At 72.0% G+C, this 13,372-nt stretch carries 14 protein-coding genes; 6 read left to right on the top strand and 8 right to left on the bottom strand.

Annotation, left to right across the window (positions count from 1 at the left end):
* Positions 1–15: 15 nt before the first annotated feature.
* From OG758_RS35690 to OG758_RS35655, 8 genes are all read right to left on the bottom strand, one after another.
* Complete coding sequence (locus OG758_RS35690) at positions 16–1,059, bottom strand: zinc-dependent alcohol dehydrogenase family protein (protein WP_326713681.1); 1,044 nt, start codon at positions 1,057–1,059, stop codon at positions 16–18.
* A 58-nt stretch (positions 1,060–1,117) separates the two neighbouring features.
* A complete protein-coding gene (locus OG758_RS35685; RefSeq protein WP_326713680.1) occupies positions 1,118–1,843 on the bottom strand; it encodes a lysoplasmalogenase in 726 nt (241 codons plus the stop codon).
* Positions 1,840–2,742: a sterol desaturase family protein gene (locus OG758_RS35680; protein ID WP_326713679.1), complete on the bottom strand. Its 903-nt coding sequence runs from the start codon at positions 2,740–2,742 to the stop codon at positions 1,840–1,842. Before OG758_RS35680 ends, OG758_RS35685 begins: the two co-directional genes overlap by 4 nt.
* A 124-nt stretch (positions 2,743–2,866) precedes the next feature.
* The gene (locus OG758_RS35675; protein ID WP_326713678.1) at positions 2,867–3,589 is read right to left on the bottom strand and encodes a VIT1/CCC1 transporter family protein; all 723 of its coding nucleotides are present in this window, start codon (positions 3,587–3,589) and stop codon (positions 2,867–2,869) included.
* Between the two features lie 22 nt (positions 3,590–3,611).
* Positions 3,612–4,838 (bottom strand): amidohydrolase family protein, encoded by a 1,227-nt coding sequence (locus OG758_RS35670; RefSeq protein WP_326713677.1) that lies wholly within the window; start codon positions 4,836–4,838, stop codon positions 3,612–3,614.
* Entirely contained in the window at positions 4,835–6,118 is a 1,284-nt protein-coding gene (locus tag OG758_RS35665; RefSeq protein WP_326713676.1) for an amidohydrolase family protein, read from the bottom strand. Before OG758_RS35665 ends, OG758_RS35670 begins: the two co-directional genes overlap by 4 nt.
* Before the next feature lie 10 nt (positions 6,119–6,128).
* The gene (locus OG758_RS35660; RefSeq protein WP_326713675.1) at positions 6,129–7,013 is read right to left on the bottom strand and encodes an SDR family NAD(P)-dependent oxidoreductase; all 885 of its coding nucleotides are present in this window, start codon (positions 7,011–7,013) and stop codon (positions 6,129–6,131) included.
* A complete protein-coding gene (locus OG758_RS35655; protein ID WP_326713674.1) occupies positions 7,013–7,810 on the bottom strand; it encodes an acetoacetate decarboxylase family protein in 798 nt (265 codons plus the stop codon). The genes OG758_RS35660 and OG758_RS35655 overlap by 1 nt, the downstream gene beginning before the upstream one ends.
* A gap of 83 nt (positions 7,811–7,893) precedes the next feature.
* Between OG758_RS35655 and OG758_RS35650 the strand changes: the two genes are divergently transcribed.
* From OG758_RS35650 to OG758_RS35625, 6 genes are all read left to right on the top strand, one after another.
* Positions 7,894–8,523, top strand: a complete 630-nt coding sequence (locus tag OG758_RS35650) for a TetR/AcrR family transcriptional regulator (RefSeq protein ID WP_326713673.1) — start codon at positions 7,894–7,896, stop codon at positions 8,521–8,523.
* A 61-nt stretch (positions 8,524–8,584) separates the two neighbouring features.
* On the top strand, positions 8,585–9,580 hold the full coding sequence (locus OG758_RS35645) for a DEDDh family exonuclease (protein ID WP_326713672.1): 996 nt from the start codon (positions 8,585–8,587) through the stop codon (positions 9,578–9,580).
* A gap of 63 nt (positions 9,581–9,643) precedes the next feature.
* On the top strand, positions 9,644–9,877 hold the full coding sequence (locus tag OG758_RS35640) for a hypothetical protein (protein ID WP_100592621.1): 234 nt from the start codon (positions 9,644–9,646) through the stop codon (positions 9,875–9,877).
* 55 nt (positions 9,878–9,932) lie between these two features.
* Positions 9,933–10,727, top strand: coding sequence for an SURF1 family cytochrome oxidase biogenesis protein (locus OG758_RS35635; RefSeq protein ID WP_326713671.1), 795 nt, complete (start codon positions 9,933–9,935; stop codon positions 10,725–10,727).
* Between the two features lie 90 nt (positions 10,728–10,817).
* A complete protein-coding gene (locus OG758_RS35630) occupies positions 10,818–12,602 on the top strand; it encodes a glycoside hydrolase family 15 protein (protein ID WP_326713670.1) in 1,785 nt (594 codons plus the stop codon).
* A gap of 5 nt (positions 12,603–12,607) precedes the next feature.
* A complete protein-coding gene (locus OG758_RS35625; protein ID WP_326713669.1) occupies positions 12,608–13,363 on the top strand; it encodes an SDR family oxidoreductase in 756 nt (251 codons plus the stop codon).
* The last annotated feature ends 9 nt before the right edge of the window (positions 13,364–13,372 follow it).

The following is a 13,372-nucleotide window of genomic DNA, read 5'->3' as shown; positions in this document are numbered from 1 at the left end:
CCCGCGCGCGGGACGTCAGTTCGTGACGAGCACCTTGAGCGCGGTGCGCTGGTCCATCGCCTTGTAGCCGTCGGGGACTCCTTCGAGGCCGACGGTCAGGTCGAAGACGGGCGACGGGTCGATCGTGCCGTCGAGGATGTCGGGCAGCAGCTGCGGGATGTACGTGCGCACGGGCGCGACGCCGCCGCGCAGGGCGATGTTCCGGTCGAACATGACGCTGAGGTCGAGACCGGTGCCGCTGCCGTGCGGCACGCCGACGAAGCCGATGGCGCCGCCGTCGCGGGTGATGTTCACGGCCGTGCTCATGGACTGCTCGGTGCCGACGGCCTCGATCACGGCGTGGGCGCCCTGGCCGCGGGTCAGCTCACGGACGGCCTCGATCGCCGCGTCACCGCGCTCGGCGACGACGTCGGTGGCGCCGAAGCGGCGCGCGATGTCGGTACGGACCTGGTGGCGGCCGAGCGCGATGATCCGCTCGGCGCCGAGCCGCTTGGCCGCGAGGACCGCGCACAGGCCGACGGCGCCGTCACCGACGACGGCGACCGTGGCGCCCGCGCGCGCACCCGCGCCGAGCGCGGCGTGGTGGCCGGTGCCCATGACGTCGGAGAGCGTGAGCAGCGCGGACAGGAGGTGCTCGTCGGAGGCGGCGTCGGCGGGCAGCTGCACGAGGGTGCCGTCCGCGTACGGGACGCGGACCGCTTCGCCCTGGCCGCCGTCGTAACCGACCGCGCCCCAGAAGCCGCCGTGCTCGCAGGAGGTGGTGAGGCCCTCGGTGCAGTAGTCGCAGACACCGTCCGACCACATGAAGGGGGCTACGACCAGGTCGCCGCGCCGGACGCCGGTCACCTCGGAGCCGGTGCCCTCGACGATGCCGAGGAACTCGTGTCCGATGCGCTGGCCGGGCTGGCGCGCCGCCTCGCCGCGGTACGCCCACAGGTCGCTGCCGCAGATGCAGGCCCGCAGGACCCTGACGACGGCGTCGGTGGGGAGCTGGACGACGGGTTCCGGCACGTCCTCCACGCGCATGTCGAACGGGGCATGGATGGTGGTGGCGCGCATGAGTGGGGGTCCTTCGTGCTGGTCACAGGCGCCGCTGACGGATCGCGTGCGGGGCGCCTCAGGTGGTGGTCGTGCGCTTTTCACGGTACGCCGCCACCGGTGTCGCCCGCGCATCGAGGGGGTGTCCGAGCGCGCCGCGCGCCAGCAGGTACTGGGCGGCGAGGTAGGTGAGCATCACCCAGAAGTCGGGCCGGGGGAGCTGCGGCCAGTCGGCGACGCCGGTCGCGATGAGGGTGTCCGACAGCAGGAAGAGCGCGCCGCCCCATCCCGCCGTGGCGCCCAGGCGTGAGGAGCCGTACGCCATGGCGGTCAGGAGCAGGCTGTAACCGGCGACGGGTCCGCGCATGTCGGCCGGCAGGTCGGGCCACAGGAGCGCCACGGTCGTCACGAGCGCGATGCCGTACGCGGCCGCGAGCAGGGCGCCACGCGCGCGTGGCGTGCCCGCGCGCTTGAAGAGCACGAGGTAGCAGACGTGTCCGGCGGCGAAGGACCCCATGCCCGCGAGGAACGCGATGTCGGCGTCGAAGAGCAGCAGCACGTCGCCGCCCCACCCGAGGAGCAGCGCGGCGGTCAGGAGCCGGGGGCCGCCGCGCACGGCGACGTACGCGGCGAGCAGCGGCATGAGGAGCGGCTTGGCGGCGGTGTGGACGGCGTCGGTCCCGGCGAGCAGGGCGATCAGGTCGACGGCGGACGCCAGGGCGAAGACGGCGAGCAGGAGGCGTGCCGCGCGCTCGCGGGCGGGGACCGGCGCCTGTCCGGGCACCGGGGCCGGGGTCGGCGTCACGCGGCGCCCTCGGCTGCCGTCTCGGTGGTCTGGCCCGCAGCGGGGACCGGGACCGGCGTGGGCGCGTCCTTCGGCTGCCACCCCGGCCCGCCGAACACCCGGCCGCCGCGCTCGCGCCAGCTGCCGGCCGCCTTCACGTCCCTGGCGATGGCCGCGTACTCGTGCGTGGCGACCCGCAGCGGGTTGTACGTGCTGATGTTCTTGGTCAGGCCGAACACCGGGCGCTCGACCTCGGGCACGAAGGACCTGAAGAGGCGGTCCCAGACGATGAGGATGCCGCCGAAGTTGCGGTCCAGGTAGCCGCCCTGGGAGGCGTGGTGGACGCGGTGGTGGGAGGGCGTGTTGAGGACGAACTCGAAGGCGCGGGGCAGCTTGTCGATGCGCTCGGTGTGGATCCAGAACTGGTAGACGAGGTTCACCGACGAGCAGAACGCGAGCGCGGCCGGGTGCACGCCGCACGCGATGAGCGGCAGGTAGAACGGCCACACCGTCAGGCTCGTCCACGGCTGGCGCAGCGCGGTCGACAGGTTGAACTTGCGGCTGGAGTGGTGCACGACGTGGCAGGCCCACAGGATGCGGATGACGTGGTGCCCGCGGTGCGACCAGTAGTAGAAGAAGTCCTGCGCGAGGAGCATCAGCGGGATCGTCCACCACAGGATCGGCACGCGCAGCGGCGTCAGCTCGTAGACCGCCGTGTAGATCGCGACGATCGGGATCTTCCACAGGAAGTCGAAGGCGAGGCTGCCGAGCCCCATGCCGATGCTCGTCGCGGCGTCCTTGGTCTCGTAGCCTGCGGCGTCGTCGTCGGGATGGAGGCGTACGCTCACGATCTCGACGACGGTGAGCAGCACGAAGGCCGGGATCGACCAGAGCACGACATCGGGCAGGTTCGGCGACATGCCTGCACCGTAGAGCCGCGGACGGGCCACGGCTAGACGGTGTTACCGACAAGTATTACCTGCGGTACGACGCTCGTTGTTGGTGCCTTCCCCCATTGATCTCCGCCGGCTCCCGCGCGTTCACTCAGACACCGGCCGCCCCCAGGAGCGACCCCGCCCCGTACGTCACGGCCATCGCGAGCGCCCCGCCCGCCATGTTCCGCCACACCGCGGGCCGCACCGCCGCCGACCCCGTCCGGGCGCTGCTCCAGCCGGTGAGGGCGAGCGCCCCGAGCACGGAGACCACGGTGACGGGCAGCCGCCAGGCGCTGGGCGGCAGGACGATCGCGAGCAGCGGCAGCAGCGCGCCCGCGGTGAAGGCGAGGAAGCTCGCCCAGGCGGCGTGCCACGGGTTGGTCAGGTCGTCGGGGTCGATGCCGAGCTCCACGCGCGCGTGCGCCCGCAGCGCGTCGCGCGAGGTGAGCTGCTCCGCGGCCTCCCGCGCCACTTCGGGGCTGAGCCCTCGGTCCTCGAGCAGCCCGGTCAGCTCCACGAGTTCGGCTTCCGGGTACTCGCGCAGCTCCCGCTTCTCCTGCGCGAGCGCCGCCTTCTCCGAGTCGCGCTGCGTGGACACGGAGACGTACTCCCCCGCGGCCATCGACATGGAGCCGGCGAGCAGCCCGGCGAGGCCCGCGGTCAGGAGCGTGCTGCGGTCCTCGGTGGCGCCGGCCACGCCGACGACCAGCCCGGCGGTGGAGACCACGCCGTCGTTGGCGCCGAGCACGGCGGCGCGCAGCCAGTTGAGCCGCGCTCCGAGCGCGCCGCCGTGGGACTCCTCGTGCGGTGCGTCCTGCTCATCGTCAGTCACCCGACGAGCATCGCACCGTCGGTCACCAGATCCGGACCGACCCTCCCCGGGCGAACACCGGACTTGTCGCGTCCTTCGGCGCCTCGTCGAGGGGTTCGTCCAGTTCCTGGACGGTCGGTCCGACGCGGGCCGCGATCGGGTCGAGCAGGCCGAGGTCGAAGCCGTAGACGCGAGCCGTGTTGCCGCCGACCATCGCGGCGACCTCGTCGCGGGGCAGCCCCGCGTACGCGATCCGCAGCCCTTCGCGCGTGTACGGGTAGGTGCCCTCGTCGTGCGGGTAGTCGCTGCCCCACATGATCTTGTCGAGGCCGATGCGGTCGCGCAGCGGCACCTCGTGCGGGCGCATGAAGCTGGCCCCCACGTAGCAGTTCTCGCGCCACACCTCGGACGGCCCCTTGCCCATCGAATCGGCCAGCCCCGCACCGAACTTGGACTCCGCCGTGTTCGCCCGCGTCGCCGCGGCCACCAGGCGCCCGTGGTAGTAGTCCAGCATGTCCAGGACCCCGGGGATCCAGCCCGAGCCCTGTTCGGTGAGGACCAGCTTCAGGCCGGGGTGACGGCGGAACGCGCCGCCGAACACCAGGTGCCACAGGGCCCGGTGCGAGAACCACGTCGTCTCCACCATGAACACGGCGCGCGCGGCCGGTTCGTCGCCGAGCGGCGGGGACGCCGAGCCCGCGTGGTGGTTGACCGGCACGCCGAGTTCGGCGCAGGTCGCCCAGATCGGGTCGTACACGGCCGAGTACAACTCGGGCAGGCCCGAGCCCGGTGGTGTGCCGGGCAGCAGCAGCCCGCCGGTGAGCCCGGCGGCCGCGGCCCACCTGATCTCCTTGACGGCCTCGTCGACGTCGTTGAGGAGGATCTGGAAGACGCCCGCCCTGCGCCCCGGGGCGGCGGCGCAGAAGTCGGCGAGCCAGCGGTTGTGGGCGCGCAGCCCCGCCCAGCGCCGCGTGAACTCCTCGCGCGTCGGGGCCGGGGCCATCAGGGACGCGGACGGGAAGAACGGCGGGATCGTGTTCGGGAAGACGACCTCCGCGACGATGCCGTCCTGTTCGAGCTCGGCGATGCGCCGGTCCGAGTTCCAGTTCCGGTCGGCGGTGTCCGCGAGCAGGTCGGCGTACGGATTGACGTAGCTCGCCGCCCACGCGTCGAACGCGTCGTGGTGGCGGGACTCCAAGTAGGGCCGGTAGTCGAGGAGATCGGCTCCCGCGTGGCAGTCCGCGGAGATCACGGTGTAGCGCTCGCTCATGAGGTCACCCCCAGGGTGGGGAAGTCGTGATCGGTCAGCCAGTGGCGGCCCACCTCACGCGAGCGCGCCCAGGAGGCCTCGACGGCCGACTGGTCGGTGTCCTGGCCGAGTGCGGCGGGGGTCGGGCCGATGCGGGCGGCCAGCGGAGCCAGTTTCGCGGTGTCGAAGCCGAAGACCTCGGCGGCGGCGAGCCCCAGCATGCGCCGGGTCTCCGCCACCGGGATGTCGTGGAAGGTCTTCTTCAGCCACGCGCGCGTGTCGGGCCAGGTGCCCTCGGGGTGCGGGAAGTCGCTGCCCCAGAGGATGTTGTCGACACCGATCTCGTAGCGCTGGGCGAGTTCGCGGCGCTTGGTGTTGGTGGCGCAGATGAACACCTGGCGGTCCAGGTACTCGTGCGGGGAGCGTTTCAGCTCCGCGAACGGCGAGAGTTTCTTGCCGCCGTGCGCGCCCAGGTAGAGGCGGTCCATGAACCAGAGCAGGTTGGGCAGCCACCAGCAGCCCGACTCCGCGACGCCGAACTTCAGGCCCGGGTGGCGCTCGAAGACGCCCGACCAGAGCATGAACCACAGCGGCCGCGCGGGCCACCACGTCACCTCGGAGACATAGATCCCGAGATGATCGCCGTACTCGTGGCGGGGCGCAGCCCCGGAGTGTGTGACCACGGGCATCGCGCACTCGGCAGCCGCGGCCCACACGGGGTCGTAACGCCGGTCGTGGTAGGGCGCCTTGTCGACCCACATGGAGGGGATCATCAGCGCGCCGAGCCCCGACTCCTTGGCGCGGTGAACCTCGGCGACGACGCGGGCGACCTCACCGGTGATGGGCAACAGGGCGACCCCGCAGTGCCGTTCGGGGTGTTCGGACACGAAGTCGGCGAGCCAGCGGTTGTGCGCCTGGGCGCCCGCCATGCCGAGCTCGGGGTCCTGATCACCGGAGAGCCCGAGCCCCACGCCGAAAGGCGCGGCCGTCCGGCTGTCCACGGCGTCCGCGTCGGGGAAGACGACCTCGGCGGCCACCCCGTCGCCGTCCAGCTCCTTGAGACGCTGCGCGGTGTCCCAACCGCCGCGCAAGCCTTCCGAGTTGTCGGCGAACCATTTGGCGGCGAACGCGTCGTTGCGGATGCCGAGCCGCGTCGCCTCCTCGCGGCGGGCGCCCCGCTCGCCGAGGAACTCGTCGAAGGCGCGGTGGAAACGGCTGTCCAGATACGGCCGGTACTCCTCGGTGGGCAGCCCGGCGTGGCAGTCGGAGGAGATGATCAGATAGGGATCCTGGTCGGTCATCGCATGCCCTTCAGTCCAGAATGAAGCTCTCCAGGTACGCCGGGTTCGCGCGCTCCAGCATCGAGGCGGACCTGGCCTTGATCTGCCGGTCGCTGTGCTCGCTCTGCGGCAGCAGCCAGAAGCGCCCGGCACCGATGCCCTCGGCGACGAAGTCCGCGACCTCCTCGACCGGTGTGAACTCCACCTCCTGGCCCGCCTCCTTCATCGCGGACTCCCACTGGCCGAGGCTGCGGTACGGGGTCCTGCGCGGCCTCTCCTTGGCGTACCGCTCGGGCCGGTTGCGGTGCGACTCCCACAGCCCGGTGCGCAGCATGTGGGGTCCGGGGAAGAGCACGGAGGCGCCCACGCGCGCGTGCTCCGCCTTCAGATGCGCGTACAGGGACTCGGTCATCGTCACGACGGCCGCCTTGGTGACCGCGTACACGGAGGCGGTGGGCAGCGGGGCGATACCGCCGTCGCCGGAGGACGTGTTGACGACGTGTCCGGGCGCACCGCCCTCGATCATGCGCGGCACGAAGGCCTGGATGCCGTGGAAGACGCCCCACACGTTGACCTCGAAGGCCCACTTCCAGTCGTTCGGTTCGTGCTGCCACATGCGGCCCTCGGCGCCCGAGCCGACGCCCGCGTTGTTGCACAGGACGTGGACGGCGCCGAACTTCTCGTACGCCGCGTCCGCGAGGGCGAAGACCTGGCCGCGGTCGCCGACGTCGACCACGCGGGCGTGCACGGTGGCACCGTCCTCGCGCAGGCCGGCGGCGGCCTTCTCCAGGGCGGACTCCTCGACGTCCGCGAGCACGACCTTCAGCCCGTCCGCCGCGAACCGCCGTGCCATCGCGAGGCCGATGCCGCTCGCCGCGCCCGTGACGACGGCGACCTGTCCCGCCTCCAGCCGCATCAGACGCTCCCCTCGGGCGGCCCGTCGAGGATCTGCTGCGGGTCGTCGTAGCGCTGGTGGATGTACGGCAGCAGCGCCTGCGCGCTGACGCGTTCGACGACCTTGCCCTTCTGGTCGGTCGTCTTCTCGCCGATGGTGATCTCGACGACGGCACGCACCGGAAGGTCGGCGACCGGGTCGTACATCGACTCCCGCAGGAGCACGTCCCCGGTGATCCGCTCCAGCTTGCGGACCTTCTCGTTGCGCAGGCAGTGCACGAGCACCGGCTCCATGTCGAAGCCCGAACCGTCCACGGCGGGAAGGAACTTGAAGTAGAAGTCCGTCTTGAGCGCCGGCTCGGGCAGGGGCAGGGCTCCGCTCACCGCGCCGCGCACCTCCACGAAGGCGATGCCGTGCCGGGCGAGTGCCGCGCGCACCACGAGGCCGTCGCGCTCGACGCTCACCTCGCCGAGCTTCTTGGGCTCGCCGAAGACCTCACGGCCGCCGATCAGGGCTCGCTCGTGCGTCATCGGCATGACGAGCGGATACCAGCCCTCGACGCCGCCGTGCTCGGCGGCGACGGCGACCGATCCGGCGCCCAGGGGGTAGCCGGGCAGGTCGACCTTGCTGATGTTGGCCCGCACCAGCGGGCGTCCGGTGGGCTTGAGCGGGGGCGGAAGTACCGCGGCGACCGCGTCCGGGTCGCTCTCCCAGACGGCCACCACCCCCGTGGACCAGATGTCGGGGAGCTTCGAACTCGCGGCGCGTGCGGCGGAGATCTCCGCCTCCGTGCGTGCTCCGTATCGAATGCGTGCCATGTCGTACCACCCTTCGTCGGCGCGGACTTGCGTGGACGGGTGTGCACTTGCGGATGCTCTGTAACACAGTTACAACAGCTTCCGTGAAGGGTAAAGACACGCGCACACATCTCGACAGGGAACAGGTCCTCGCCGCCGCCGCGAAGCTGGTGAAACAGCAGGGCCCGCAGTCCCTGACGATGCGCAAGCTCGCCGCCGAGCTCGGCACCGCCGTCACCTCGATCTACTGGCACGTCGGTAACCGCGAGTCGCTGCTCGAAGCCCTGGTCGAGCGCACCGTCGCCGACCTCGGGGAGATCCGCCCCCGCGGCGCCACACCGGAGCAGCGCGTCGCCTCCGTCGCCCGCGCCCTGCGCCGGCAGCTGCGCGACCATCCGCACCTCGTCGCGATGGTCCACGAACGAGGCCTGACCGAGAGGATGTTCCTGCCCGCGCAACAGGCCCTCGTGCGCGAGGTGCACGCCGCGGGCCTGCGCGGGACCCGCGCCGCCGGGGTCGTACGGGCGGTGCAGTTCCATGTCGTCGGCCATGTCCTGGTGGAGCGTCAACGCGAGCGCGCGCCCGTGCAGCGGCCCGGCGAGGAGGAGCTGTGGGGCGCGCGGACGGCGGAGGGCGACGCCGCCTTGGCCCGTGCGCTCAGCCTTCCGGCCGACCCGGAGAAGGTGTTCGACGCCTCCGTCAGGGCTCTGGTGTCAGGCCTGTTGCGGACATAACGGACGCAGCCGCGGGACCGGGCGACGGAGGTGTCAGTCGCGGCCCGTATCCTCATGGACCATGCTCGAAGACCAGACGACCGCCGCGTCCGCCGCTCCTTGGCCGGCCGCGTATCCGCAGGGATACGCGGTCGTCGACGTGGAGACCACCGGCCTCTCCCGGGACGACCGGATAATCTCCGCAGCCGTCTACCGGCTCGACGCGCGGGGCGAGGTCGAGGACCACTGGTACACGCTGGTCAACCCCGAGCGTGACCCGGGCCCCGTCTGGATCCACGGCCTGACGAACGACGTGCTCGAAGGCGCGCCCCTCTTCAAGGACATCGCCGAGGAGTTCGCGACCCGGCTCGACGGCCGCGTGCTCGTCGCCCACAACGCGGTCTTCGACTGGTCGATGATCGCCCGGGAGTACGCCCGCGCGGAGCGCACCGCCCCCGTCCGCCAGCGCCTGTGCACCATCGCGCTGTCCAAGGAGCTCGGCCTCCCCCTGCCCAACCACAAGCTGGAGTCCCTCGCCGCGCACTTCGGCGTCGTCCAGCGCAACGCGCACCATGCGCTCGACGACGCGCGCGTGCTCGCCGAGGCGTTCCGGCCGAGCCTGCGGGCCGCCGCGAGCGGCGGGGTGCGGCTGCCCCTGCTCGAGTGCAGGCCGCTCACGGAGTGGACGGACGGCGCGGCGCGCATCGGCCGCCAGGGCTCGGCCCCGTCGTCGTCCTCGTACGGGGGCGGCGGGACATGGCGCCCGTCGCGCAAGCGGCAGCCGTGCCCGCACCCGAACCCCGGACGGTACGAACCGGGCAAACGGCTCAAGCAGGGCATGCGGGTGGCGTTCTCCGGAGACACCTCGGTGGACCGTGAGCTCCTGGAGGACCGCGCCGTCGAGGCCGGGCTGCACATCGCGACGAGCCTGTCCCGACTCACCAGCGTCCTCGTCACGAACGACCCCGACTCGTACACGTCGAAGGCCGTCAAGGCGAAGCAGTACGGCACACCGGTCATCGACGAGGCGGCCTTCGGCCAGCTCCTGCGTGACGTGGCCCCGGCGTCAGACGGGTGATTGCGCGGCGACTCGCCCGCCCGCCGCTCGCCCCGCGCGAGCGCGAAGCCCACCCTGTGGCGCATGGCACGTTGTGAGGTCTGCGGAAACGACTACGGAATGTCCTTCGAGGTGCACGCGCAGGGCGCGGTGCACGTCTTCGACTGTTTCTCCTGCGCCATCCACCGCATGGCGCCGATCTGCGAGCACTGCCGGTGCCGCATCGTCGGCCAGGGAGTAGAGGTCGACGGGCACTGGTACTGCGGGGCGCACTGCTCCCGCGCGGAGGGGAAGGTGGGGATCGTCGACAAGGTCTGAGCCCTCCGGCACACCCCCGTGATGTCGCCCCACGACCGAGTTGTACGGTCGTGGGGTGTACCGCTTCCTGTTGTCCCGGCAGTGGGTGATCCTCACCCTCATCACCCTCCTCCTCATCCCCACGATGATCAAGCTGGGCTTCTGGCAGCTGCACCGGCACGAGCACCGCGTCGCGCAGAACCAGCAGATCGGTGACGCGCTCTCCGCGAAGCCGCTGCCCGCCGAGCAGCTCACCTCCCCCGGGAAGCCCGTACCCAAGGCCGAGATCCACCGCCGGGTCTCCGCGAAGGGGACGTTCGACACGGCGCACGAGGTCGTCGTGCGGCGCCGCACGAACACCGACGGCGAGGTCGGCTTCCACGTCCTGACGCCGTTCGTCCTCGACGACGGCAAGGTGCTCCTGGTCAACCGCGGCTGGATCCCGGCCGACGGCGCGCAGACCGCGTTCCCGAAGATCCCCGCGCCCGCGCGCGGCGAGATCACCGTCACCGGCCGCCTGCTGGCCGACGAGACGACCGCCGCGAGCGGCATCAAGAACGTCAAGGGCCTGCCGGACCGTCAGATCATGCTGATCAGCAGCGGCCAGCAGGCCAAGGCGCTCGGCAAGCAGGTCCTCGGCGGATTCATCGAGCAGACGTCGCCCGACCCGAAGGGCAACACCCCCCAGCTGATCCCCACGCCCAACCACAGCGACATCGGCCCGCACATGGCGTACGCGGTCCAGTGGTGGCTGTTCGCCGCGGCCGTGCCCGTCGGCTTCGTCGTGCTGGTCCGGCGCGAGCGCCGCGACCGCGCCGAGGCGGCGTCGGCCGAGGAGACCCCCGCGGGCCCCGAACCCGCCACGGTGTAGGACCCGGAGCCACCGCCGCGCGCGCATTCGCCCTCACCCGCCCGGCCCCCGGTGGGATTGGCGGCCCCGTCCGGCGGGAACCCGCCTCACGTGCACCGACCCCTTGAGGACTACGCGCTCATCGGCGACCAGCAGACGGCCGCCCTCGTCTCCAGTGGCGGCTCCGTCGACTGGCTCTGCCTCCCCCGCTTCGACTCGGCGGCCTGTTTCGCCGCGCTGGTGGGCAAGGAGGAGAACGGCCACTGGCAGCTCGCCCCGAAGGGCGCGGGCGACTGCACCCGCCGCTCCTACCGCCCCGGCACCCTCGTCCTCGACACGGAGTGGGACACCGACGAGGGCAGCGTCCGGGTCACCGACCTGATGCCACAGCGCGACCAGGCCCCCGACCTCGTACGCATCGTCGAAGGGATCAGGGGCCGCGTCACGATGCGCGGCACCCTACGCCTGCGCTTCGACTACGGATCGATCGTGCCGTGGATGCGCAAGGCCGACGGCCACCGCGTGGCCGTCGCGGGGCCCGACTCGATGTGGCTGCGCAGCGAGCCCCCCGTACGCACCTGGGGCAAGGACCTCACCACCCACTCCGAGTTCACCGTCGAGGAGGGCGAGTCCGTCGCGTTCGTGCTGACCTGGCACCCGTCGCACGAGCCGCGCCCCGACCTCATCGACCCCTTCGAGTCCCTGCGCCGCTCCCAGGAGGAGTGGGAGGAGTGGTCGGCGCAGTGCCGCTACGACGGCCCGCACAAGGACGCGGTCCTGCGCTCCCTGGTCACCCTGAAGGCGCTCACGTTCGAACCCACGGGCGGGATCGTCGCCGCGCCCACCACGTCGCTGCCGGAGGAGCTCGGCGGCGTGCGCAACTGGGACTACCGGTACTGCTGGCTGCGCGACTCGACCCTCACCCTCGGCGCGCTCGTGTCGGCCGGCTATCTCGACGAGGCCAAGGCATGGCGGGACTGGCTGCTGCGCGCGGTCGCGGGCGACCCGGCGGACCTGCAGATCATGTACGGGCTCGCGGGCGAGCGGCGCCTGCCCGAGATGGAACTCCCGTGGCTGGCCGGATACGGCCACTCCGTCCCGGTACGCGCGGGCAACGACGCCGTGCACCAGCTCCAGCTCGACGTGTACGGAGAGGTGATCGACTCGCTCGCCCTGGCACGGGTCGCAGGTATGCCCTCCGAGCCGCACGCGTGGCGGCTGCAGCTGGCCCTCGTGGAGTTCCTGAGCACCGCGTGGCGCCGGCCCGACCAGGGGCTCTGGGAGGTCCGCGGGCCGCGCCGGCACTTCGTGCACTCGAAGGTGATGGCGTGGGTGGCCGCCGACCGCATCGTCAAGGCCCTTGAGGACGAGCCCGGACTGCCGGGCGATCTCGTCGCCATAAGGCGACTGCGCGACGACATCCACCGTGACGTCCTGGAGCGCGGATTCGACGCGGACCGCAACACGTTCACCCAGTACTACGGCTCGACCGAGCTCGACGCGTCCCTGCTGATCATCCCCCTCGTCGGCTTCCTGCCGTCGGACGACCCACGCGTCCTCGGCACCGTCCAGGCGGTCCGCGACGAACTCTCGGACAACGGCTTCGTGCGCCGCTACAGCGCCGAGGCGACCGGTGTCGACGGACTCCCGGGCCGCGAGGGCACGTTCCTCGTCTGCTCGTTCTGGCTCGCGGACGCGCTGCATCTGACCGGGCACACCAAGGAGGCCCGCGAGCTGTTCGACCAGCTCTGCGCGCTCGGCAACGACGTGGGCCTGCTCGCCGAGGAGTACGACCCCGTGTCGGGGCGCCAGCTCGGGAACTTCCCGCAGGCCTTCAGCCATATCGGCCTGGTGGGGACCGCCTTCACCCTCTTCGGGACCGGCGAGGCAGGATAGGACCCATGGATCTTGGACTGAAGGACCGTGTCTACGTCGTCACCGGCGCCACCCGCGGCCTGGGCAACGCTGCCGCGCGTGAGCTCGTCGCCGACGGCGCGAAAGTGATCATCACCGGGCGGGACGAGAAGCGGGTGGCCGAGGCCGCCGAAGCGCTCGGCGAGAACGCCGTGGGCATCGCCGCCGACAACGCCGACCCCGCCGTCGCGCGGCGCCTGATCGACGCGGCGCGCGAGACCTTCGGCGGCTTCGACGGCGTACTGATCAGCGTCGGCGGGCCGGCCCCCGGCTTCCTCGCGGACAACACCGACGAGCAGTGGGAGTCGGCCTTCGAGTCGGTCTTCCTCGGCGCGGTGCGGCTCGCCCGCTCGGCCGCGGCCGAACTCGGTGAGGGCGGTGTCATCGGCTTCGTGCTCTCCGGCTCCGTCCACGAGCCGATCCCCGGCCTGACCATCTCCAACGGCCTGCGCCCCGGGCTCGCCGGGTTCGCGAAGTCCCTCGCGGACGAGCTTGGCCCGCGCGGCATCCGCGTCGTCGGCCTGCTCCCGGCCCGGATCGACACGGACCGGGTCCGTGAGCTCGACGGCCTGTCCGCCGACCCGGAGGCGACCCGCGCCGCCACCGAGGCGCGCATCCCGCTGCGCCGCTACGGCAGGCCGGAGGAGTTCGGCCGCGCCGCCGCCTTCTTCCTCTCGCCCGCCGCGTCGTACCTCACGGGCGTGATGCTCCCGGTGGACGGCGGCTACCGGCACGGCTTCTGAGCCGGCGGG

The organism is Streptomyces sp. NBC_01474 (genome assembly GCF_035918215.1).
GTDB classification, from domain to species: Bacteria; Actinomycetota; Actinomycetes; order Streptomycetales; family Streptomycetaceae; genus Streptomyces; species Streptomyces aureus.
Note: the sequence above shows the minus strand (reverse complement) of the source record. Positions and strands in the feature narration are given on the sequence as shown.